We start from the raw sequence: 23,362 nt of genomic DNA, 5'->3' as shown, positions 1-23,362 counted from the left end.
GTGCTGAAGCACAACACGCTTAATACAATGCCCTATTTTTGACCACCGACCTGTTTCTAGACTGAGAATGCCTCTTTATTTGGCATTGCGACGGGGTGAATGGCGCGATGGGAGTTTGCCGCAGTCGCCAACGCCGATCTGTAAAATAGTTTTACCGATCGTTATAAATTGGCACGCCACTTGCTCAGTAACGATCGCCTCGCATGGTGCGCGGCACCAGCAGCCGGGCACGCTGTCTGGCAACGCCCGGCCGAATTTGCCCTCAACAGGCTGTCGCGGCGCGGCGACCAGTGACATTTGAGACGGGATAGACATGTCATCCAATAGCGACCACGTCACGACGCTCGTTATAACCGGGGCTCATCCCCAGCTCTACAATCACGATCTGTCTCCCACCGCGCCGGAGGGGCGGACGTGGGGTGTGTTCAGTCTCTTCGCCATGTGGATGTCGGACGTGCATTCCGTCGGCGGATATACCTTCGCGGCGAGCCTGTTCTTTCTCGGCCTGACGGGGTGGCAGGTTCTTATCTCCATGCTCGTCGGCATCCTGGCCGTTTACTTCCTGATGAACCTGATAGGCCGGCCATCCTTGAAATATGGCATCCCCTATCCCGTCGTCGCCCGTATTTCCTTCGGAGTGATGGGCGCAAATCTCGCGGCCGTCGTCCGCGGGATCGTCGGCATCGTCTGGTATGGTGTTCAGACCTACTTCGCATCGAAGGCGGTGGAGGTTCTCGTCATTACCCTGCTGCCCTCCTCGGTCGGGTTGACGCATAATAATGTCCTCGGCTTGTCGACCCTCGGCTGGTTCAGCTTCCTCTTCATGTGGATCTTCCAACTTCTCATCTTCCTGAGCGGCATGGAGCGGATTCGCAAATTCATCGATTTTTGTGGCCCCGTCGTTTACGTCGTCATGTTCGCACTGGCGATCTGGATGCTATCGAAAACCGGATTCTCGAGCCTGGCTCTGCAACTCAGCCCGCCAGCCGCCTCGACCGGTGCCACCATCGGTGTCATGGCGAACGCCGCGATGCTCATCGTCGCGTATTTCGCCGCCTTGCTTTTGAACTTTGGCGATTTTGCCCGCTTCGGCAAGGACGAGGCGACCATGAAGAAGGGGAACTTTCTTGGCCTGCCGGTCAACTTCCTTGTTTTCTCGATCATTACCGTCATCGTGACGGCCGGGACGCTCAAGGTTTTTGGAGCGGCGATTATGGACCCTGTCCTGATCGTGCAGAAGATCGGCAATCCCATCATCGTCATCGTCGGCTCCATCACCTTCATCGTCGCCACGATGGGCATCAACATCGTCGCCAATTTCGTGTCGCCTGCCTATGACATCGCCAACCTCTATCCGGAAAAGATCGACTTCCGCCGTGGCGGGTTGATCACCTCCATTCTATCCGTCTTGGTTTGCCCTTGGCTCTTTGTTGCGAGCCCATCGGCCATCACCCTGTTCGTCAGCATCTTCGGCGCTGTCCTCGGGCCCATGTTCGGCATCATCGTGGCGGACTACTATCTCGTGAAGCGCCAAAACATTAAGGTGGCGGATCTCTACACGATGTCGGAGAATGGCGACTTCCACTACGACGGCGGCTGGAACCTGCGCGCGGTCCTCTCACTGGCCCTGGCTGGCGCGCTTTCGATCGGCTTGGCGCTGCTTGGTGCCTACAAGGTCATCTTCAATGTGGGTGACTGGGGTTGGCTGATCGGCGCCACCGCCGGCGCTCTCGTCTATGTTGCATTGTCGTCGAGCCAAAGGTCACCGGCCGCCTTGCACGCCGGCGACTAAAGTCGGAAGATCAGCCCACTGCTGTCGAGACGAGACAATGCCTGCAGGCATTGTCTCGTCCACCGATGGAGTCAGGCGGCGCGAGCGGCAGTAGCGATCGTTAATCAGCTGGGATGAAGCGAAGGGTACCTGCGCGGCGCGTTGGCCTGCCGGTATCATTCGTATGATTGACCCCGTCCATGACAGGCACTTCTGGAAAGTCGAATGGGCTTACCCCGTCCAGGCAGGCTACGTTGACGGCATAGAGACTCTGGTCAGAGCGTCGTTGATGGTGCGTGTATATGCCGCAGTGAGAACAGAAGAAATGCAGCGCCGATCCGGTATGGAAGCGGTAGCTTGTCAACGCATCCTCGCCCTGCACGATCCTGACCGCACCCATTTCCGCCATGACAACGACGGCACCGCGCATGCAGCAGTACGAGCAGGTGCAGCGGCGGATCGTATTGAAGCCGTCGCTGAGCGTCACCTCCAAATGCACCGCACCGCAATGGCATTGACCCGCCCGAATACTCGTGTCGTCCACCATACTGCCTGTGGTTCCTGTTCAGATCCCGTGTGCGCCCGGTCTTGGTGACAGGCGAGTGAGCGCCATACGAAGGCATCTCCGGACTTTGATCAACCATCAAAAACGCGCCGGCCCTATGAGACACACAATAGCTATCAACGGGCTGAGATGATAAGTCTTCTGCACTGGTGCGCGACAGCGAGGCTCGCAGCCGCGCGCGTGAAATAACGAGCGATTTCGTAGGAGATGATGTGGGTGCGTGACGTAACCTGGGCGGATCAGAGTGTTCGGCAAGAACTGGCGGCACTGAAGAAAGCGGGGCCCTTCGTCTACGGCCTGACGAATTATGTCGCGGCTAATCTGAGTGCGAATGTCCTGCTCGCCGTCGGCGCCGGACCTGCCATCGGCGCCGCACCCGGTTGGCCGACAGCCTTTGCCGCTGGCGCTGGGGCGATGTGGATCAACACCGCCGCCCTGATGAGCAGCAGCCCCGAAACCTTGCTTGAGGCCGCGCGATCCGCCAATGCGGCCGGAACGCCCTGGGTGCTCGATCCCGTGGCCGTGGGGGCCGGGGCGACTGCCTATGACGATGTCGTCCACGCGTTGCTCGCCTTCCACCCAACGGTCATTCGCGGCAATGCCAGTGAGCTGATCGCCCTTTCAGGCGGCGGCGCCGGCGGCAAAGGCGTCGAGACAACGGCCAATGCGGCCGAGGCCATCGACTTCATCAAGTCGCTGGCGACGACCACCAAGTCCATTGTCGCGGTGAGTGGCCCAATTGACTATATCACCGATGGCGTCGAGGTCTTTTCCGTTCCGGGCGGCGATGTCCGGCTGACGAAGGTCACGGGCGCGGGTTGCAGCCTCGGCGCGCTGATCGCCGCGATGCTGGCGGCGGGGTCGTCACCTCTGGCGGCGACATGCGCGGCCCATGCCATCTACGCAGTGGCCGCCGAACGGGCCGGTGCCATGACGAAGGGCACAGCGTCTTTCGGTGCGGCTCTGGTCGATGAACTCTCGCTTCTCGATCCTGCCGAATAACTAGCCGTTTACGGCGACGATGCTTGCGCGGGCGGGACGATGTCCTGTCCGCAGCGGCGCGACTTTGCCTGTTCAACCCGAGGCGGGCCGGCACCAGGCGTCAGGACCGACGATTGACGGAAAGAGTTATATGGCAAAGAAGATGATGCGCCTTGCGGCCTTCATGAATGCGGGCCCGCAGGGCGCGGTCGGCTGGCGCCACGCGGATGCGAGTCCCGGGATGCTGACGGCGGCGCATTACAAACATATCGCGCGCGTTCTGGAAGCCGCCTGCTTCGAACTCGCCTTCATCCCGGATGCGCTCTCCGTTCCGCGCAGCCTCGGCGGCTCCTTTGCACCCGCGGTGAAATTCGGCTCGGGCACGCCGCGTCTCGACCCGATGCCGGTGCTTTCGCTGATGGCGGAGGCGACGACGCATTTGGGCGTGGCCGCGACCATCTCCACGGGCTATCAGGAGCCGTATCATCTCGCACGCGCTTTCGCGACGCTCGATCATCTAACCGGCGGCCGGGCGGGATGGAACGTCGTGACCAGCTTCCAGGATGCGGAGGCGCAGAATTTCGGCCAGGAAAAGCTGCCCGATCGAACCACGCGCTACGCCCGCGCGGAAGAGTTTCTGGAGGCCACGACACGGCTTTGGGATAGCTGGTCCGACGACGCGATCATCGCCGATAAGGAGAGCGGCATCTTCGGCCGCCCCGAAGACGTGGAGGCGGTCGATTTCAAAGGCCAGTATCTTAGCGTGCAGGGGCCGCTCAGTGTGCCGCGCTCGCCGCAAGGCTATCCGCTGATCATCCAGGCCGGTGCTTCACCCACAGGGCGGGATTTTGCGGCGCGCTGGGCCGATCTCATCTTCTGCAGCCATGAATCGCTCGCCTCCGCGATCGATTTCTACGCCGATATGAAGACACGGGTGGCCGCGCACGGCCGCGACCCAGATCAGGTAAAGATCCTGCCCGCCGCCACGACCGTCGTCGGGCGCGATTACCGCGATGCCATGGCCAAGCATGAGGCCTTCGCCGATCTCGTGGATTACGAAGCCGGGCTTTCGCGTCTCGCCTATCACGTCAACGTCGATCTGACGCAATACGACCTTGATGGACCGCTGCCGCCCTTGGACGTCGTCGGCGTCGAAGGCCACTACCGCGAAGTCGTCGAATTTGCCGAACGCGAAAAGCTCAGCATTCGCGACATCGGCAAATGGTATGGCGCACGCACGGAAGGCAGCATGATCGGCTCGGCGCGCGACATCGCTGACAATATGGAGCGTTGGATGGACCAGGGCGCCGCCGATGGTTTCATGATTCAGGCGACGCATGTGCCCGCCGCCTTCGAGGATTTTGCCCGCGAGGTGGTGCCGGAATTGCAGCGGCGCGGGCTGTTCCGTACGTCGTATGAGGGTCGCACGACGCGCGAAAATCTCGGCATCAAACGTCCTGAGCGCGGTGAGTGGCGCCACCGCGTGCGCAAGATGGCGGTGGGATCATGAGAGTTGTGCGATCACCGCTCGTCACCGCCGATTGGCTGGCCGCGCAAACCGGGGGGATCGTGGTGCTGGATGCCACGATCGACCGCGGTATCGATGCCATCGGCAAGACGACATTTCAGAAAGGGCAAAGCCTTTATGAGGCCGGCCATATTCCCGGTGCGCGATTCGCCGATCTGTTCGACGGCTTCTCAGACCCTGACGCACCGTTCCTGTTTACCCGTCCCTCACCCGGCCAATTGCAGGCGGCGGCGCGCAGCCTGGGCATACACCGTGACACGATCGTCGTCGTTTATGATGGGTTGAGCGGTGCTTGGGCCGCCCGCGTCTGGTGGGTGCTCCGGTCTTTCGGGTGCCAATCGGTCTATGTGCTGGATGGTGGCCTGAACGCCTGGACACGCAGCGGCCGACCGCTGGAGACGGGCGGCGCCACAATGTCCTGGCTGGAAGGGGATTTCGTGGCGGATACTCAAGACGGATTCTTCGTCGATCTGTCCGAAGTTCGCGGGATTGCCTTGGCATCGCAGGCCAGCGGCGACCCGCTGGTTTGTGCGACGCGCCGGGTTGAGTTCCTGGGCCAGGCAAGTGACGGTACGCGCGCCGGGCATATTCCGGGCAGCGTCAATCTGCCCTATTCGGATCTGCTAGACGCGGAGGGCTGCGTGGACGCGGCCAAGGGCCGCGACGCCTGGCGCGCACTCGGTTGCGCGGACAAATCCCGGCCGATCCTCTATTGCGGCGGCGGCATCAATGCGGCGGGCCTCGCCCTGGTTCTCACGGCCGCAGGCTTTGAGGGCATGACGATCTTTGACGGGTCACTCAATGAGTGGCGTGCCGACGCAACCTTGCCGATGGCGACGGGCGAGTAGGAATGACACCATCATGACCAAGCGCGACATGCTCGCGATGACCGCAACAGAGATGAGTGCTGGCTTCGCGCACGGGGATATCAGCCCCGTGGAGGTTGTCGATGCATCCTTGGCGGCGGCGGCTTGGGTCAGCGAGCGGCTGAATGCGATCGCGAGTCTGGATGCCGACCGTGCCCGGGCCGATGCGGCCTTGAGTGCGGCGCGCTGGCGCGCCCACGCGCCGCTCGGGCCGCTCGACGGCGTGCCGATCACCTTCAAGGACAGTTTTCACGTTATAGGTCTGCCGCGTTGGCTCGGCACCGCCGTGAATGCCGGCGTGGTCTCTACAATTGACGCGGCGCCGGTGCGGCGCGCACGGGACGAGGGCATGATCGTTATCGCGAAAACGACGATGCCGGATTATGCGCTGATCATGTCGGGCGTCAGTTCGCAACACGGCATTATTCGCAACGCCTGGGACCTGGACACGAATCCGGGTGGATCAAGCGCAGGGGCCGGACCGTCTGTCACGGCGGGCGTCGCCCCCATCGCCGTCGGCACCGATATGGTTGGATCCGTGCGCCTGCCGGCCGCGTTGAGCGGTCTTGCCTCGATCAAACCGACGCAAGGGCGGATCGCCTATGACCCTGCGGGCAATTATCGTAGCGCCGGTCCGATGGCCAAAAGTGTCGATGATGTCGAGCAGGCTTTGCGCGTCCTCGGCCAGACGGACGCCGCCGATCACGTCGCGCTGGACGGTCGCTACATGCCGGGTGCTCACTTTACGTCTCTTTCAGGCAAGACGGTCGGCGTCCTCCGGGCACTCAGTTTTGGCGACACTGTCGATGACGACACAGCTGCGGCCGTGGATCTGCAAGCGAGTCGCCTCGCGGATTTAGGGGCCGCGATCACGGACATCGACGATCTCGCAGCTAAAACTGCAGACTATGACGCGATCTACTGGTTCATGGTCTATAAGGGCATAGCCGATTTCTATGCCGCCGATAGCGCCGCCAGGGAACGCATTCTGCCTGAGATCGGCGCCATGATGGATCAAACGCTTCAGCAATCGGCGCTTTTCGCAGCACAGGTAGGCAAGAGGCTGGCCCTCGGCACGGAGGCTGTCCGCCAGCAACTCGCTCCCTTCGATTACATCCTGTCGCCCGCGCTTCCGATGCGCGCCTTCGCCGCCACCGATATCCGCCCGTCGAAGGCGGGGGGCCCAATGGGGCATATGGGTTTCGCCTGCTGGTTCAATCAGCTTGGCTGGCCCGCGGGCACCGTGCCTGTTCTCGCCGCTCGCCACGGTGGCTGCCCGGTCAGCGTGCAAATCGCCGGTCAGCGCTTCGACGATGCCGGCGTGCTGCAGGTGATGCGGTTGCTTGAAGCAGCGCGCGGTTTCGACATCGCCTATCCGATCGTGTCGCTATGAGCCTGCGCTTTGCGCGATCATCTCGCGCATAGGCCGTTGCATAAGAGTTCAGGCGTAGCAGGCGAACACCGTTATGCCCGCACCTGCCGTTTCGGGACCGCGAGGCCGAGATGATCGCGCAAGGTGCGACCGGTATACTCGGTGCGAAACAAGCCGCGTCGCTGCAACTCCGGTATCACGCCGTCGATGATATCGACCAGGCCGCCCGGATAGGTCGCAGGCATCAGGTTGAAGCCGTCCGCCGCCTTGCCGGTAAATCGCTCCTCCAACTGGTCAGCGACCTGCGTCGGCGTGCCGCGCACAGACCAATGACCATAGCCGCCGGCCGCGACGTGTGTTCCGAGTTGACGCAAGGTCAGATTGCGAGCCCGCGCGATTGACGCCATCTGCTTTAGATGCGTCGTGCCTGCATTCGTCGTGAGGTCCTGCGGCACTGGCCCGTCGGGATCGTAGCCGCTCAGATCGTGTCCGCCCATGCACCAGGAGAGCAATGACATGGCAACGCCGCCATCGACCAGTTCATTGAGGGCGCCGTATTTGTCCTCCGCCTCCTGGACCGTGCTTCCAACAATTGTGTAGACGCCAGGCATGATCTTCAAGGAATCGGGGTGTCTGCCGTAGGTCGCCATGCGGCCCTTCACATCCGCATAGAAGGCCTTCGCCTCCTCCAGGTCGTCCTGCACGGAATAGATCATGTCGGCCGTTTCGGCTGCGAGTTCGCGCCCGGCCTCCGATCCGCCGGCTTGCACCATGACCGGCTGGCCCTGAGGCGAGCGCGGCACGCACATCGGGCTGCGCACGGAAAAATGCGCACCCTGATGATCGAGCATCTGGACACCGGCGGGGTCGAAGAAGCGGCCCGTGTCCTTTTGCATAACGAAGGCGTCGTCACTCCAACTGTCCCACAAGCCGCGCACGACTTCGGCGAATTCGCGCGCACGCGCGTAGCGATCGGCATGCGCCATCAACGGTGCGCCGAAGTTGAGCGCTTCCGCTGTGTTCACGCCCGTCACCATGTTCCAGGCCGCGCGACCGCCGCTGAGATGATCGAGCGACAGGTAGCGTCGCGCCACGTAATAGGGCTGGTCATAGGTGGTGCTGCTGGTGGAGACGAGGCCGATGCGGTCAGTCACCACCGCGAGCGCCGGAAGCAATGTCATCGGATCGAAGAAGGTCACGCGGTCCATGCGGCTCATCGGCTCAAGGTCCATGGCCGGAAGTGCCGCGCCGTCATAGAGAAACAACGCATCGAGTTTACCGCGCTCGCAGAGCTGCGCCAGATCCTTCCAATACTGGAAGTCGGTTCCGTTCTGCAGCGGCACGTCAGGATGGCGCCAACTCGCCACATGGTGCCCTGTTGAGAACAGGAATGCGCAAAGATGCATCTGCGGTGTCGGCGACATGATCAGTCCGCGATCACGGCGTCGGGCCAACCGATATCCCAGAAATCCGCTTCCAGCAGCGATGCGGTGCGGAAGGTCTTGAGCAGGGACGGATAGCGCGCCTCCGCACCGCGACGCGCACCCAGCACGTCCAATGCCTCGATCGAAGCCTGCACGGCTTGGAGGTACTCGTGGCCCGTATAGGCCTCGATCCAGGGTCGGTAGGGATTGCCCTCCAGCACCGTCTGGGGATCCGCCAAAAGCCGTGCGGCGATTTCGGCGTAGCCGACGATGCATGGGATGAGCGCGACGTCGAGGTCGAGCTTGTCACCCGCCATGCCGCGCTCCAGGAAGAAGCTTGTATAGGCAATCATGCGCATATCTTCAGGCGCGGCCGCCATCTCCGCCTCGGTCAGACCCCATTCGGCGCAATAGCTGACATGAAGCGGCATTTCGACATCGAGGATCGCCGTCATCATACGTCCGGCCCCGCGCAGCTCGGCAAGGCTCTCACTCTTATAGCCACCCAGGGCATAACCCCGCGCATATTGAATGAGATAGAGGTAGTCCTGCACGAGGAAGTTCTTGAACTGTTCAAGTGGCAAAGTGCCCGCGCCCAAGGCTGTGAGGAAAGGGTGGCGCACATAACGCTGCCAAGCATCCCCAGACTCACGGCGCAGTCGGCCGAACAAACCGAAGTCTAAGTCGATCACGGGTGTCCCATCGGGGGAGGATTGGTTCATCATCTAGACCTCGAAGATGTGCGGATGAAGGAATCGGCGCACGACATTGGCGGTGATTCTGGACACCGCATTGACGCCGCCCTCATGCGACAGGCTGCCGGCCCAGGCAATGGATCCGGTGGAGAAGACCGCGCCCCCAGAGGGTGTTTCAAAGAACACCATGTCGGCATGGACCATGGTGTTCTGCTGCGCGCCCTGGCCGGGATAGTTGATGAGCAGAGCTTCGACTGTCGGCAAATAGGTGTTCGTATGGTTCTCGGATTGCGCAAGCACCAGCACATGGGGCGGCGTGCCGCGCTCAGGATCGGCGCTGTCCAGCTCGATGCCGGCAGCCCCGCCGCCGATGAGGCCGAAATCGCCAATGATCTCCTCCGTTACGCCGTCGAAGATGAAGGCGGCGCGCGGATCGTGGCTGCCTGGCATTCGTCTGTAATGGGAGCAGATATCAAAGCCCTGGCCAATGAAGCCGATGCCCAGAGTCATTTGTGGCGGCCGCCCAATCCGTCGCCACAAGCCGCCATATTCGCCGTTGAAAGCATGGTAGGATTCGCCCGGCGGCGTGATCCATCCATTGCCGACTTCGCAGCGCCGCACTTCGATGATGCCACGGATCGTGGGATGGAAGGCGATCCGCCAATAGAATCCATTACCGCCCATATAGATCAAGCGGCCGCCACGCCCCTGAAAGGTATTGATGGAATCGAGCATCGCGGTCGAAATGTATTCCGGATGAGTGCCCGTCATAACGCAGCGATAGCGTGCTAGAATGGCATCGCCGTCCTCATGCAGATCCTCATCCGTCACCACATCATAGGCGATGCCCTGCTGTTCGAGCCAACCGATGATATGGGTATCGGCGTTGAGCTGCCACAGTGAGGAACCGACGCCCCCGCCGAGCCAGGACTGATATTTTGCCCGCATGTTCAGCACCGGTCGTAGACGCGACGACGTCATGATGCCGCTGCCGTCCGAGTGGCGGTCATACAGCGAACCGCCAAGCTCCCTGTGTTCAGCGAGATAGATATCCTCAGGCGTGAAGACCGGCAGATGATCGTGAATGCGTTCCGCAAGGGCCGCATCCATCGCAAGATGTTCATTGGCATAGGCGATGTAGCTAGCACTGGGCAGGACCAGCAGCAGCCTGTCGGAGAGGCCTGCCGTCGGTGTGGGGCGAATGACGAAGGGAATTGCATCCTCATCCGTCCCGGTCGTCAGCCGCGCGACATAGAGACCGCTGCGCAAACCTGCCGGCACGGTCCAGACAGCGGACTCCGTCCAGCCGGCATCGGCGATGTCATCATCGTGAAAATGAATGGCGCCATAGAGGGAGGGCGCATCGGTCCAGGCGCGCGTCTCCGTACGCCAGTTCGACCCGGTGACGGCGCGCGAGGGCAGTTGCACGATGGTGCCGTGGCAAGCGTTGGGTGAGGTGTCGACAATGGTTTCGCATGACATTTGCTGCGAAAAGTCCCAGGCGCCGATTGAGGCATCGCGGGTGCCGTAGAGGCGTGGCGCTTCGATCTTGCCGTTGTAGAAGCCGGTCTCACCGCCACCTGAGGTCCGTGGCATCGCGGCAAACAGCAGGTCTGCAGCAGGATCGCCGAGGCTACGCAACGCCACCTTCTCCTCTGCTGGGTGTTCCGCCACGCAAAGAGATGCGGTTCCGTTTGCGGCATCAAAGCGCGCGGTGATGTGGCACCAGGTCCGCGCCGCGACAGCGCTCGGAAATGTCAGCTCAGCCATCGCGCCGGTGCCGTCCCCTAGCCGCAAGCGGAGCAGCCCAGCATCGAGCAACAGGACAAAGCCCGCCGACCGAGGCGCATCCCAGAGGCTCGCAATGGCCTGGCCCGGCTTCTCGACCGTGGTCGGCCAGAGAGACAGGTCAAGTCGAAAGCTGGCCAGTCCATCGAAGGCCTTGTGTCGTGGAATACGAATGAAGGACCCCGCCTGAACGGTCTGCCGCCGACCCGGATAGCGGCCCGCAACGGCGCTTGGCACCGCCTCATCCTGGTAACCCGGCCCCGCCGGATTGACGTCGCCATGAATGATGCGGCGGATATCGAGGTCGAAAGGCTCCTCGCGCTCGCTACTGATCTTGAAGGCGATGCTGTCACCCGCCCCGACGGTGAAGCGGTCGCTATAGCCCAGAATTGTCTTCACGCCTCAAAGCTCCGCATCGTCGATGGTATGGCCCGTGGCGTCAAACCAGCGACGCTTAAAAACGTCCCACTCGGCTTCAACGATGGAATGATAGACCCGATTGTGCAGGATCTCGGGCGGTACCCCGCGCGTGCCCGAAAGCCGCGCGAGACGCCATTCCTGAAAAGGCTTGGTGCAAACAAGACAATACTTTCCCTGGATCGACCCAGCCCGCAACACATTGAGCACCAGTTCCAGATCGGGGCTGTGATGCCCGATCGGGTTGTCGCGGAACTCACGCGCAAGATGCAGGGCCTTGGGGTCGATCCGATACATGGAAAGCCTACTTCTGCTCGATCTGCGTGGCGTAGTCGGCGAGCGGCAGATCCTTGTCGACGAGATGGCTCTTAAACATGAAGGTCTCGTAGGTCTTGTAGCGATATTCGTCGAGCAGGAAGGGGTTCTTGGCGAACATCGGAATGGTCTGGAACCATGCCTTCTTGTTCAAGTCGTTATTGAGATCGGGGTGATCCTTGGCAAACCGATCCCACATTTCCTGCGGGTGATCAATGAGATAGCGCGTGCCGATCTGCACGGCCGAGAGGAAGCGTTCGATACGCGGATCGTTGACGTTCTTCTTGTTGGCAATGAGGATCAACTCGTCATTCATCGGCAGGCCGTTTTCTTCGGGGTAGAAGACGACGGGCGTGAAGCCCTTCTCCTTCAACTCATTGACCTCGAAGTTGCGATAGGCGCCGATGACGCCATCGACCTGATGGGACATCAACGCCGTCACCAGAGCGAAGTTCACGTTGACCATCGTCACGTCCGAAAGCTTCAGGCCGGCATGCTCCAGCATGGCGCCGACTTCGGCATCTTCGACGCCGCTCACCGAGAAGCCGATCTTCTTGCCCTTGAAATCGGCCATCGTCTTGATGCCGGTCGTGGACGTTGCCGTCAGCGTATTCAGCGGCATGTCGATCAGCGTGCCGATGCGAATGACGGGCAGGCCCTGCGCCGCCAGAAGCGACAGCTGCGCCTGGTAGCTGAGGGCGATGTCACCCTGCCCGGCCGCGATCTGGCGCGGCGGCATGGACGGATCGGCGGGGGCGATAAACTTTACGTCCAAGCCCTCTGCCTTGTAGGCGCCGATATACTGCGCCACGAAGAGCGGGGCGTGGTCTGGGTTGACGAACCAATCCAGCAAAACCGTCAGCTTGTCATCAGCGCGGGCCGCTCCCGAAGCCAAGGGGGCGACACCGAGCAGCAGCGCGACTATGAGACCGAATTTCCGCAGCACGGAACCATCCTTAGGTTTGAGTTGATCGCCACAACACCACAATGTTGTATACAAAGAACGATGCAGGAAGCATGCCATACTGGTTCGGTCGCGTTTAGCGAGACTTTTGCATACACTCGTCAGTCTTCAGGATTCGACAGGCGTAATGTCTTCCTGCACGGAGCCGGCCTGCACGACATGGGCACGCATGGCGTGAAAAGCCATTTCGGCGTCCCCGCGTACAATCGCCCGCACGATGGTGTCATGCTCGGAAAAGGACGCCGCCGCACGATCGTGGCTGCTGATGAATTCCATGCGCGTGTAGGGAATTGTGCGAAGCCGCATATTCTCGATCTGCTCTCGCAAAACCAGATTCTGTGATCCTTGATGGACAAGCTTATGGAAGGTGACGTTCAGTCGGTCGAACTCATGCACGTCATCTGCTTTAACGATGGCGCCCATGCTTTCATGCACCGTCCGCAAGGCCTGCCGCGCGTCTGCATTCATGCGCAGCGCGGCATAGCGCGCGGCCATCGCCTCCAGATCCGCGACGACTTCGAGAATGTCGCGCAGATGCGCTTTACTGAGATCGACGACAATCGCGCCGCGACGTGGCCGGATTTCCACCACACCAGTCACAGCGAGATTTCTCAGCGCCTCCCGCACCGGCGTACGCGACACGTTGTAGCGGCTTGCCAGTTCGATCTCCTCCAGCCGCGCACCCGGCACGATTTTGCCGGAATGAATCTCGCTGATGATCTCGTTATAAAGAGAGACCGCCAATGTCGGGGCAGAGGCCGGACTGGGCTTGGAATCGTGAGTGCTCATGGCGCGATGCTAGCCCGATCCGCGTCAAAGCGAAATCGGGCCAGAGCCTGATGCCTAGAGTTTCGCCACCACACCCTTCACTTCCGTGTAATGCTCGATCGCCTGGAAGCCAGACGCGCGGCCCCAGCCGGATTGCTTGTATCCGCCCATCGGGAAAGCCGGATCGAAGAAGTTATGCGTATTGATGCAGACATTCCCGGCCTTGACCTTGCGTGCCATCATATGGGCAAGGCGCAGATTCTGCGTCCATATGCTGGCATGGAGGCCATAGACCGTATCATTCGCCATGGCAGCAACGCGGTCCATATCATCATCGTCGAAAGGTACCGCGCAGAGCACGGGTCCGAACACCTCCTCGCGATAGATCGACATCTGCGCTGAGGTATTGGTGATCACCGTCGGCTGCATGTAATAGCCTTCGGTGCCGACCCGATGGCCGCCCGTGACGATGGTGACGCCGTCGCGCCGTCCCGCATCGAGATAGCCGCTGACACGGTCCATCTGATCGGAGGAGACGAGCGGCCCGAGCTGCGTGCCAGCCGCAAGGCCGTGGCCGAGCGTCATAGTGGCGGCAATCTCCGCGACACCCGCGACCACGCGGTCGAAGATCGAGGCATGCACCAACAAACGCGAGCCCGCTGTACAAACCTGGCCGGCGCTGAAGAAGATCGATCCCGCAACACCGGGAATAGCGGCAGTGAGATCGGCATCCGCAAAGACGATGGCCGGGGATTTGCCGCCGAGTTCGAGGAACACTCGCTTCATATTGCCGGCGGCGGCCTTGACGATGAGGCGGCCGGTCTCGGTCGAGCCCGTGAAGGAGATTGCGTCCACATCCATATGCGCGGACAGCGCGGCACCGGCCGTCTCCCCGTAGCCCGTCACGACATTGATGACGCCGGGCGGGAAGCCGCATTCCTGCGCCAATTGTCCCAGACGGATGGCATTGAGCGGTGTCTGCTCGGCCGGCTTGAGGATGATGGTGCAACCGGCGGCGAGTGCCGGTGCCATCCGCCAGACCGCGAGTTCCAGCGGATAGTTCCAGGGCACGATGATGGCGACGACGCCGACCGCTTCCCGCACCGTATAGGTATGGAAGTCGCACGGCATGGCGACATTCATCGTCTCGCCGTTGATCTTGCTCGCCCAGCCCGCCATGTAGCGCAGCATCTCGACCGAGCCTGGCACGTCCACAATCTGGCATTCATACAGCGCGCGGCCGGTGTCGAGCGATTCGACTTCGGCGAGTGATCGCGCATTCGCCTCGATCAAATCGGCGAATTGCCAGATCAGCTTGCCCCGCGCGGAGGCCGTCATCCTGCTCCAGGGACCGTTGTCGAAGGCCTCGCGTGCGGCCGCCACGGCAAGATCGACATCGGCGCTGTCGGCTGCCGGCACTTTGGCGATCACCCGGCCCGTGCCGGGGTCGATGACATCGACGGTTGCGCCGCTTTGCGCATCCAACCAGCGATCGCCGATGAGCAGCTTGTGACTCTCATTGACGAAGCGGAACGCCGCTTCGCTCATCAAGGTCTTAGGATCGGGGATCAGCATGATGGCGTCTTTCCAAAATCAGTCGGGTCGCAACCGGCCAGCGATGATACCCCGGGCCTCACCCACACGCTAAAGTTTTGTATACATATTTGCCCCCAAACAGTGTCAAGGAATCATATTATGCCGTTTTTGCATGCAATTCCTCCGGCACGAGTCGGGTTTTGAGGCAATTTCCTCGGCACCGTCTTTGCACCGCTTATGCATGACGAAACGATCGAAGGCGGTATTGCGAAATGAAAACAATGTCAGCGGTGCGCTATCGCGGGCCGGGCGAGGCCTTCGTGCTCAGTGCGGTGGCAATCCCCGAGCCTGGTCCTGGGCAGGTGCGCATTCGCGTCGCCGCTTGCGGCATGTGCCACACGGAATTGCATCTGCGTGACGGATTGCTCGATCTCGGGCGCCGCGACTTTACCATCGGCCATGAGGTCGCCGGCGTCATCGACGCCGTCGGCGAGGATGTGGATGCAACGCGAATCGGTGAGCGTGTGGTGGTCTATTACTACGAGGGTTGCATGCACTGCGCCTATTGCGCGGCGGGGGACGAGCATCTTTGCCCGCAAGTCGCGGCGCAGCCAGGTTTCATCAGTGATGGCGGTTACGCCGAGTATATGGTTGTGCGCGCCCGCAACTGCGTGACGGTTCCCGATCACGTCTCCCTCACCGATATCGCGCCGATGGGTTGTGCCGGCACCACGGCGGTTCACGCCGGCAAGCTTGCCGATATCACGCCTGGCGACTGGGTCGTCGTCCATGGCGCCGGTGGCGTCGGTCTCGCGGTGTTGCAATATGCGCGACATCTCGGCGGGCGTGTCATTGCCATCGGCCTGGGCGCGGAGCGTTTGGCCCTCGCGATGTCTCTCGGTGCAGAGGCGACGATCGATGCTGCCGCAATCGCCGATCCCGCCGCCGAAGTCATGCGCGTGACCGGCGAAGGCGCCGATGTCGTCTTTGAACTCGTCGGGAAGGAGAGCACGATGCGGACCTCCGTCGCGATGCTGCGACGGCGCGGTCGTTTGGTGCTGATCGGTTATTCCACCGATGAGTTTCGCGTCCATCCCATCGGCATCATCGTGCGGGAAGCCCATGTCATCGGCTCTGTCGGCGCGACGTTGACCGATCTCCACGAAATCGTCGATCTGGTGGCAAAGGGCGTGGTGCGGCCGTTGATCGACCGCACCCTGCCGCTCACCGCTTTCGCGGAAGGCTTCTCGGCCATGGAAGCACAGAGCATCCTTGGCCGGATCGTCTTGGTTCCCTAAAGGAGAGAGGCGATGAAGGCCACGACCGGCGCGTCGAAAGCCGCCGGCTGTTCGAAATAGGGCGCGTGGGCGGCGCCATCGATCAACACCAGATCCGGGCCGCCCAGCGCCTGCTGACAGGCGTGCCCAACGCTCACAGGCACCGCCTTGTCCTCACTACCCCAGACCAGCAGCAGTTTCTCGGGCGGATACAGCGCCGAAAGCTGCTCCGCGACATAGTCATTCGCGATGCCGTCGGCGAGATAATCGCCGATGACGGTGAAACTCTCCAATGCGCCCGGCGATCCGTTCATGCGCCACTCTTCCTCAACCAAAGCAGGCGTGATGAGCGCGGGATCGGCAATGACGAAAGACAGTTTGGCGCGAATACGCACCTTGTCCTGCGCCTTCACATTGATGCGGATCGACTCGGCAACCTCCTGCGCCAGAGGCGCGATGCCGAGGGCGCCGACGAGCACGAGGCCCGGCACCATCGCGGGTTTTTTGCAAGCGACGGTTGCGACGATATGCGCACCGAGTGATGTGCCGACAAGCACGACCGTCTCGATGCCAAGTTCACTTAAGACCGCCAGCACGAAATCGGCGATCTTCGGCACGGTGTTGGGAACACCGGCGCCCTTTGTCGCAAGACCATGACCGGGAAGATCGAAAGCCACGGCGCGATAGCCGAGAGCCGCAAAGCGCGCGACCGTTCCGTGCCAACGGTCGGCGCGCGCGCCGAGGCCGTGCAGAAACAGGATCGCCGGCCCATCGCCCGCTTCGATGACGCGTGTGATCTGCCCGGCAACGGCGAGCGGATAGGTTATGACTTGCATGACAGTCTCGTCTTTATGAGGCGGAAGGAATGACGGCGATGGCTTCGACCTCGACGAGGGCGCCGGGGATCACCAGGCGGCTGATCTCGACCAGGCTGCTCGCCGGCTTATGCGCGCCGAAGACCGCTTTGCGGATTTCGTTGACCGCACGACGATCCTCGATATCGGTCAAGAACACCGTCACCTTCGCGACATCGACGAAACTGGCGCCGACTGCCGCCAAGGCCTTGGCGATGAGGTCGAAGATGAAGGCAGCTTGCGCGCCGGCATCACCCGCGCCGACCAACTCACCCTTCGCATCGGCCGCGATCATGCCGGACACGAACAGAAAGCCGTTGGCGATGGTGGCATCGGCATAATGGCTGACCGGCGGCGGCAATCCCGGCACCAGCAGCGGCGTGACCGTGTTCATATAGGCGTCGCCAACAGTGTCAGAATGGCGCTGGTATCGACGGTCACAACCTGCTTGCGAATCTTTAGCCGCCCGTCGCTCTCGACGAGCAGCATGCTGTAGCGGCCGACGCTGAACAGGCGGGACACGCCCTCAGGCGTGCTCTGATACAGCGAATAGGCGCAGCTCACCTGAATCTCGCCAGTCTCCAAAGGTGCGGCGCGCGGCAGGCCGAGAATGTGGCAATCGTAATGAAGATTGTAGATATTCGCTTCGCGGAGCGAGAAGATACGATCGTAGATCATATCCTTGTTGTCGCACAGCATCAGGGCCAGCAGCAGACCCTGCTCCACATTCTCGCGACTGAGGATTTCGTAATGGGCCTGAGTGTCAAAAAGCTCGATCCAGTCTTCGAGCCTGTCTTCGTCCAAGAGCCGGCCATAGGATTCGAGCAGCATGACGACGTCATAATAGCGTTCGAGGGACAATGTGCGGGGTGCGGCGGTTACATCCATCATGCGGATGCTCCCGTTTCGATGCCCATGAGCTTGCAGTAATGAATCCAGAACCCGCGCATCGGCACGTCTGTCACCAGGTTTTCCTGATCCTTCACCGCACCCACGCCGCCGAAGGCCACGACGGAATGCTTGTCCGTGTCACGCACGATGGCACGGTGAACGAGTTCCACCGCCTCACCGTCTTCCATGGAGACGAGGCCGGCGGGACCGGCGAGATTCGCCATGCGCAACCGGTGCCGCGCCATGCCCTCGTCATCATCCTCATAGCCATAGAAGGTCGACACCACTTCGCATTCATCGGCCGATGTCGTGCGGAACTGGCGGATAGCCAGGGTATTGCCGATCTGCTGAAAGCAGCAATTGGGAAAGATGGAGGCGATGGTCAGTGTCAGATCATCGGGATATTCATGCCGATAGGTGAGGAGGGACGGGTCGCGCAGCTTGATGTTCATGTCGCCGCGCCCAGTATCGCCATAGCCCGCATCCTTGGCGGGTTCGGGCTCGCCGTCCTTGCGGCCACCCTGCGCCGCCCAGGACATATTGTGCTTGCCTTCACTGTCCAAAGTCGCACCGCCTTTGCCATTGAGCCGCGCGATACCGAAGGTGATCTGGAACATATGCAGCAATCCGCCGTGATTAGGGTCGCGCAGATTTTCAGAATAGAGCTTCCAATTGCCGAAGATGCGCTGGCGCTGATAGCCGAGCACGCGCACCGGCTTATGGAACAAGCGCTTCAACTGAGTGACGAAGGGCACATCGAGAAATTCGACTAAAGGCGCGGTCTCATCGGAGAAGGTGCCGAAGATGACGCCATTGAGCGTCTCGATCCGCAGACGCTGCAGCGAGTGACAGGATTTGTCGAAATCGGCGGGCAGGCCGCCGATGCCATTGACGCCGCGCTGAAAGGGAATGCCGACCAGCTTTCCGGTCAGATCGAAGGACCATTGATGATAACAGCAGGTATGGACCTTGGTATTGCCGTGCAACTGCCGCTGCACCGTCGCACCGCGATGGGCGCAGCGATTGACCACAGCATGGATCGACCCGTCTTTCGCGCGATTGACGATGACCGGCGTGTCCCCCACGGCGATGACCCGAAAATCACCCGGCTTGGGCACTTCGCATTCCAGAGCGAGGTAGTTCCAAACTGGCCCGCGAAAAATCTTCTCCTGCTCCAGAGCGTAGATGTCGGGATCGCGATACATGCCATAGGGGATCTGGCTGCAATCGCTTTGCGGAAAACTATAGCGATGGAGCAGATCCGCCGCGGGTTCTTGCGTGACCAGGGCGCTCATTCTGCGGCCTCCGAAATGATGGTGCTTTCGACTTTGCTCATGCCGTCCATGCCGAGTGGATTCGGCGTATATCCACGCGCGACCTCACGCGTATAGGTGCGGTTCCAGAAGCCCTGGCTCGCCTCGCGCTGATGGCGCGGGATTTCAACCGGCGTCTCCGGCAGGTCGATACGCGCGCCATCCATCCAGACATCGGTGATTTGGCTGCGTTCCTGCAAGACTGTGATATCTGCGAGCGGATCGCCATCCACGACGATGAAATCGGCACGTTTACCGGCCACCAACGAATCATGCTCATCGCCATCACGCAGCATGGCGCGGTTACCATGGGTCGCCATGCGCAACACCTCTGCGGTGGACATGCCGAGATGATTGACCATGATCTCGAACTCCTTGGCCGACCACTCGCCGTAAGGTGTGATGCCGAAACCGGTCTCGGAGCCAGTGAGGAAAGGAATTCCGGCGTCATAGGCCTTCCGCAGATTGATCTTGGCGTCCGCCAATTCGCGGCGGTTGATGCCCGGCCACCAGTCATATGACGGATCGTCCGGCTGCGCGTATTCGATATTGTTGACGAGCAGCAATAGCGAGGGGCAGATCGACACGCCCATATCCTTGGCGGCGCGAATGCCTTCATTATCGATCCGCGACGCATGATACAGAATGTCCACGCCGGCGCGGGCGGCATACATGGCACCCTCGCGCCCGCGCACATGCACGACCACCTTGCGGCCGAGGCGCTTCGCCTCCCGCACCATGGCCGTGGTTTCCTCTTGCGTGAAGCCGGCATAGAGACCGCTTTTGCGGTCGCCCTGAATGCCATCCATCGCAAGTTTGATGACGTCCACGCCCTCTTTCGTCTGGCGGCGAATTTCCTCGATGGCTTCAGTGGGTGACCGCACCAGCGCGCCGGTGGAGACCGAGGGGCAGCCGATCCAACTCGGGTAGTAATCGTAAAGCCCCTGGCGCGAGGTCAGGGATTGTCCGGCGGCAGTGATACGAGGACCGGCGAACATGCCGGTGAACAGGGCATCACGCAGCGCCGGCGTCACATGGCCGGCGGTTGCCGGGTCAAGAATGGCGGTATAGCCGGCTTTGAGCATGCGCTGGGCGGCAGCAAGCGAGCGGATGGCGCGGTATTCGAGGCTGGCATAGAGATCAACCTCCTCCTCCGACCGCGCATTGCCGTAACTCAGATGCGTGTGCAAATCGCTGAGGCCGGGCATCACGAAGCGCGCCGCATGATCGACGAAGCGATCGCCCGCTTCGGGATTGGGCGCGGCGGCATAAGCGCCGGTCCACACGATCCGACCGCCTTCAATGACCAGGGCCTGGTCGGCCTCGGCCGTATCCGCGAGGCCCGTAAAGAGTTTCCCGCAACGGATGATGGTTTTCATGGCTTCGCTCCAAATCGGAGGTTCACAAGGGTAATGAGCGCGTCCCCACGCTCGAAGGCGACGTTGTGGCCGCAACTGCCCAGCAGCACGGCATCCGCGCCCGGCAGCAGCGGTGTCACCTGCGGCAGGATGAGGTCGGGCGGGCAGGCACGATCGTCACGCCCATAGACCAGGGTAACAGGGCAGATGATGGCCGCAGCCTCGGCCTCTGTCAGCACCGCGTGACCGAGGCCGGCGCGGCCCTCCGCCACCAAGGCCCCGAAATGCGCGCTGAAGGCCGCATCGGCGAACAAAGCGAAGCGCTGCGCGACCAGCGCCGGGTCAGGCTCCTTCTGCGCCGCGGTCATCGGTCGCATGGCGGCGGCCAGGCCCGCCTCGTCCTGCGGTACGGACCAGAAGGCGCGCAGTGCCGCCGGCATCTCAAACGGCGCGATCGGGCCGCCGACCGCGACCACGGCGCGCACGCGCGGGTTGCCGGATGCCGCCTTCAACGCCAGTGCGGCGCCGATGGAATTGCCGAGCACGAAGGCAGGTTGGCCGATGGCGTTCAGCACGACGCCGATCTGCCGCAGCCAGAGGGCCACGTCGAAATAGGGCCCCACCGGCTTGCGGCCGGAGGCGCCGAAACCGATCAGGTCGATCATATGCAGGGTGAAATGCGCCGCGAGCCTATCCACGATCGGGCCGAAATTCGCGAGGCCCATGGTGCCCGGCCCGACACCGTGGATGAGGAGCAGCGGTGGCCCCTCCCCCTGCGTCTTGTGGGCGAAGGAAATGCCGTCGATCTCCGCAGGATGCTGGTTCCAGGTCATCAGTGCGTCGTCATCGTATCGGGCGCCCAGTAGAGCAGCCGCTTGAGCACGCGGTCGACGATCACCCACAGCAGGATCGCGACTACCGACAGCACGAACAGCGCTGCGAACATGACATCCGTCTGAATACGCGCGTTGGAGTTCATCATGACGTAGCCGAGGCCCGCTGAGGACCCGACCCATTCGCCGAGGATGGCGCCGATCGGCGCGATGGCGGCGGCGACGCGCAGGCCCGCCCCGAAGGAGGGCAGCGCCGCCATCAACCGGACATGGCGCAACATCGCCCAGGGCGACGCCCCCATGGTCCGCGACAGGTCGAGCCAGCCGATATCGGTGCGGCGCAGCCCATCGAAGAAGGAGGCGGTTATCGGGAAGAAGATCACCAGCACGGCCATCACCACCTTGGAGCTGATGCCGAAGCCGAACCAAAGCACCAGCAACGGCGCCAGGGCGAAGACCGGGATCGCCTGGCTGAGCAGCAGCAGCGGCATAAGCCAACGCTGCAACAACGGCGAGAACACCATGACCAAGGCGAGGCCCGCGCCCAGGACGGTGCCAATGACGAGGCCGAGCATGATCTCCAGCAGGGTCGTCAGCGTGCTCCAAAACAGCAACTGCCATTGCGAGACAAGAGCCTTCGCGACGGCGCTGGGGTCAGGCAGCATGAAGGACGGAATGCCGGTGAAGCGCGTGATGCACCACCAGACCACGATCAGGCCGACCAGCGTCACGATGGGGCGGGAGAGAGTCCTGAAGTGGGTCATTCGGTTTCGAGCTCCGTCAACACGCGCATCAAATGGCCCTGGGTGGTCAGCAAATCGGGGTCATCGGGGGCACGCGGAATCGTGCCGGGCACGAAGATCGGCGGCCCGAGCGTCGCCGGATGGCCGGACAGGACCACAAGGTGATGGCCGAGGCGGCAGGCTTCCAGCGGGTCATGGGTGATGAGCAGCGCCGTGCGGCCCTGCAGCATCTCGGCGGCGAGGTCCTGAACCTTGGCGCGGGTGAAGGTGTCGAGCGCCGAAAACGGCTCGTCCATGAGCACGATCGGCCGGTCCTCATAGAGGGTACGGGCGAGGGCGCTGCGTTGGCGCATGCCGCCCGACAGCTCCATCGGCAAGGCAAGGGCGCGGTCGGCGAGGCCGACACGCTCCAGGATATGCATCGCCCGGTCACGGTCCGGTTTCTCGCCGCGCAGCCGGCTGCCGAGCATGACGTTTTCGATCACGCGCAGCCAGGGATAGAGCAGGTCTTGCTGGCCCATATAGGCGATGCGGCCCTTGATCGGCCCGCCATCGCTGGCGCGCACGGTGCCGGCGCTGGGTTTGGACAGCCCTGCGAGAATCTTCAGCAGGCTGCTTTTCCCGACGCCACTGGTGCCGAGCAGGGCAACAAACTGGCCGCCGATGATTTCGAGGGAAAGGTTCTCGAAGATCGGCCGCGTGCCGAAGCGCAGCGTCAAATTCTCGATAATGATGCCCGGGCAGACGAGCGGCGGCGCATCCGAGAACGCGCCCGTCTTCTTGCTGATCGGCTGGATGACACTATCCACGCCGCGGGTCTCGGGCCGATGTCCGCATCAAAAAGGCAATCCTCCATCCACTACACCGATGCACCGCTGCCGCCATGCATACAAAATTCCTGAATGCTTCCGATGCATAGTTCATGCCATCCTAGGAATCGGAGAGCTCCGGGTATCGCGGCGATATTTTGTATACATTTTGCGCTATCGCAGCCGTTTCTGCCCGATTTGGAGCCTCTGTCCCCCATCCTTGGCCGGCGGCGCCCTATATCGTCATAGAGCCAATCGACTGAGAGGCGACGATTTGTGGTTATAGGACGCTTT

The 23,362-nt window shown here is 61.9% G+C and carries 22 protein-coding genes; 6 read left to right on the top strand and 16 right to left on the bottom strand.

The window, feature by feature from the left end; genetic code table 11:
* The first annotated feature begins 313 nt into the window (after positions 1-313).
* Positions 314-1,792, top strand: a complete 1,479-nt coding sequence (locus QP803_RS01510; RefSeq protein ID WP_284945915.1) for an NCS1 family nucleobase:cation symporter-1 — start codon at positions 314-316, stop codon at positions 1,790-1,792.
* A 100-nt stretch (positions 1,793-1,892) separates the two neighbouring features.
* Here QP803_RS01510 and QP803_RS01505 read toward each other — a convergent pair whose 3' ends face one another.
* Positions 1,893-2,318, bottom strand: coding sequence for a GFA family protein (locus QP803_RS01505; protein WP_284945914.1), 426 nt, complete (start codon positions 2,316-2,318; stop codon positions 1,893-1,895).
* 234 nt (positions 2,319-2,552) lie between these two features.
* On the opposite strand from QP803_RS01505, the gene thiM reads away from it, so the two are divergent.
* From thiM to QP803_RS01485, 4 genes are all read left to right on the top strand, one after another.
* Complete coding sequence (gene thiM / locus QP803_RS01500; RefSeq protein ID WP_434082878.1) at positions 2,553-3,338, top strand: hydroxyethylthiazole kinase; 786 nt, start codon at positions 2,553-2,555, stop codon at positions 3,336-3,338.
* A 130-nt stretch (positions 3,339-3,468) separates the two neighbouring features.
* Complete coding sequence (locus tag QP803_RS01495; RefSeq protein WP_284945913.1) at positions 3,469-4,827, top strand: LLM class flavin-dependent oxidoreductase; 1,359 nt, start codon at positions 3,469-3,471, stop codon at positions 4,825-4,827.
* Positions 4,824-5,693, top strand: coding sequence for a sulfurtransferase (locus tag QP803_RS01490; protein WP_284945912.1), 870 nt, complete (start codon positions 4,824-4,826; stop codon positions 5,691-5,693). The genes QP803_RS01495 and QP803_RS01490 overlap by 4 nt, the downstream gene beginning before the upstream one ends.
* Positions 5,647-7,104, top strand: coding sequence for an amidase (locus tag QP803_RS01485; RefSeq protein ID WP_284945911.1), 1,458 nt, complete (start codon positions 5,647-5,649; stop codon positions 7,102-7,104). The genes QP803_RS01490 and QP803_RS01485 overlap by 47 nt, the downstream gene beginning before the upstream one ends.
* Positions 7,105-7,175: 71 nt before the next feature.
* Here QP803_RS01485 and QP803_RS01480 read toward each other — a convergent pair whose 3' ends face one another.
* The 7 genes from QP803_RS01480 to QP803_RS01450 form a co-directional block, all read right to left on the bottom strand.
* Positions 7,176-8,507 carry an LLM class flavin-dependent oxidoreductase gene (locus tag QP803_RS01480; RefSeq protein WP_284945910.1) on the bottom strand — a complete coding sequence of 444 codons (1,332 nt, stop codon included), beginning with the start codon at positions 8,505-8,507 and terminating at the stop codon, positions 7,176-7,178.
* Positions 8,508-8,509: 2 nt separating this feature from the next.
* Entirely contained in the window at positions 8,510-9,232 is a 723-nt protein-coding gene (locus tag QP803_RS01475; RefSeq protein WP_284945909.1) for a TenA family protein, read from the bottom strand.
* Complete coding sequence (locus QP803_RS01470) at positions 9,233-11,389, bottom strand: N,N-dimethylformamidase beta subunit family domain-containing protein (protein ID WP_284945908.1); 2,157 nt, start codon at positions 11,387-11,389, stop codon at positions 9,233-9,235.
* Positions 11,390-11,392: 3 nt separating this feature from the next.
* Positions 11,393-11,704, bottom strand: a complete 312-nt coding sequence (locus QP803_RS01465) for a N,N-dimethylformamidase alpha subunit family protein (protein WP_284945907.1) — start codon at positions 11,702-11,704, stop codon at positions 11,393-11,395.
* A 7-nt stretch (positions 11,705-11,711) separates the two neighbouring features.
* Positions 11,712-12,668: an ABC transporter substrate-binding protein gene (locus QP803_RS01460; RefSeq protein ID WP_284945906.1), complete on the bottom strand. Its 957-nt coding sequence runs from the start codon at positions 12,666-12,668 to the stop codon at positions 11,712-11,714.
* Positions 12,669-12,794: 126 nt separating this feature from the next.
* A complete protein-coding gene (locus tag QP803_RS01455) occupies positions 12,795-13,475 on the bottom strand; it encodes a GntR family transcriptional regulator (protein WP_284945905.1) in 681 nt (226 codons plus the stop codon).
* Positions 13,476-13,529: 54 nt separating this feature from the next.
* A complete protein-coding gene (locus QP803_RS01450) occupies positions 13,530-15,029 on the bottom strand; it encodes an aldehyde dehydrogenase family protein (RefSeq protein ID WP_284945904.1) in 1,500 nt (499 codons plus the stop codon).
* A gap of 233 nt (positions 15,030-15,262) precedes the next feature.
* On the opposite strand from QP803_RS01450, the gene QP803_RS01445 reads away from it, so the two are divergent.
* On the top strand, positions 15,263-16,288 hold the full coding sequence (locus QP803_RS01445; protein ID WP_284945903.1) for an alcohol dehydrogenase catalytic domain-containing protein: 1,026 nt from the start codon (positions 15,263-15,265) through the stop codon (positions 16,286-16,288).
* On the opposite strand, the gene QP803_RS01440 is transcribed toward QP803_RS01445, so the two are convergent.
* From QP803_RS01440 to QP803_RS01405, 8 genes are read right to left on the bottom strand one after another with little or no spacing between them, the layout of a single operon-like run.
* A complete protein-coding gene (locus QP803_RS01440; protein WP_284945902.1) occupies positions 16,285-17,103 on the bottom strand; it encodes an alpha/beta fold hydrolase in 819 nt (272 codons plus the stop codon). The genes QP803_RS01445 and QP803_RS01440 overlap by 4 nt on opposite strands.
* A 13-nt stretch (positions 17,104-17,116) precedes the next feature.
* Complete coding sequence (locus tag QP803_RS01435) at positions 17,117-17,515, bottom strand: RidA family protein (protein WP_284945901.1); 399 nt, start codon at positions 17,513-17,515, stop codon at positions 17,117-17,119.
* Positions 17,512-18,012, bottom strand: a complete 501-nt coding sequence (locus QP803_RS01430; RefSeq protein WP_284945900.1) for an aromatic-ring-hydroxylating dioxygenase subunit beta — start codon at positions 18,010-18,012, stop codon at positions 17,512-17,514. The genes QP803_RS01435 and QP803_RS01430 overlap by 4 nt, the downstream gene beginning before the upstream one ends.
* Entirely contained in the window at positions 18,009-19,307 is a 1,299-nt protein-coding gene (locus QP803_RS01425; RefSeq protein WP_284945899.1) for a Rieske 2Fe-2S domain-containing protein, read from the bottom strand. Before QP803_RS01425 ends, QP803_RS01430 begins: the two co-directional genes overlap by 4 nt.
* Entirely contained in the window at positions 19,304-20,704 is a 1,401-nt protein-coding gene (locus QP803_RS01420; RefSeq protein ID WP_284945898.1) for a metal-dependent hydrolase family protein, read from the bottom strand. Before QP803_RS01420 ends, QP803_RS01425 begins: the two co-directional genes overlap by 4 nt.
* Positions 20,701-21,516, bottom strand: a complete 816-nt coding sequence (locus tag QP803_RS01415) for an alpha/beta fold hydrolase (RefSeq protein ID WP_284945897.1) — start codon at positions 21,514-21,516, stop codon at positions 20,701-20,703. Before QP803_RS01415 ends, QP803_RS01420 begins: the two co-directional genes overlap by 4 nt.
* Positions 21,516-22,280, bottom strand: a complete 765-nt coding sequence (locus QP803_RS01410) for an ABC transporter permease (protein ID WP_284945896.1) — start codon at positions 22,278-22,280, stop codon at positions 21,516-21,518. Before QP803_RS01410 ends, QP803_RS01415 begins: the two co-directional genes overlap by 1 nt.
* A complete protein-coding gene (locus tag QP803_RS01405; protein ID WP_434082907.1) occupies positions 22,277-22,972 on the bottom strand; it encodes an ABC transporter ATP-binding protein in 696 nt (231 codons plus the stop codon). Before QP803_RS01405 ends, QP803_RS01410 begins: the two co-directional genes overlap by 4 nt.
* Positions 22,973-23,362 lie beyond the last annotated feature (390 nt).

This window comes from Acidisoma sp. PAMC 29798 (assembly GCF_030252425.1).
Lineage (GTDB): Bacteria > Pseudomonadota > Alphaproteobacteria > Acetobacterales > Acetobacteraceae > Acidisoma > Acidisoma cladoniae.
Note: the sequence above shows the minus strand (reverse complement) of the source record. Positions and strands in the feature narration are given on the sequence as shown.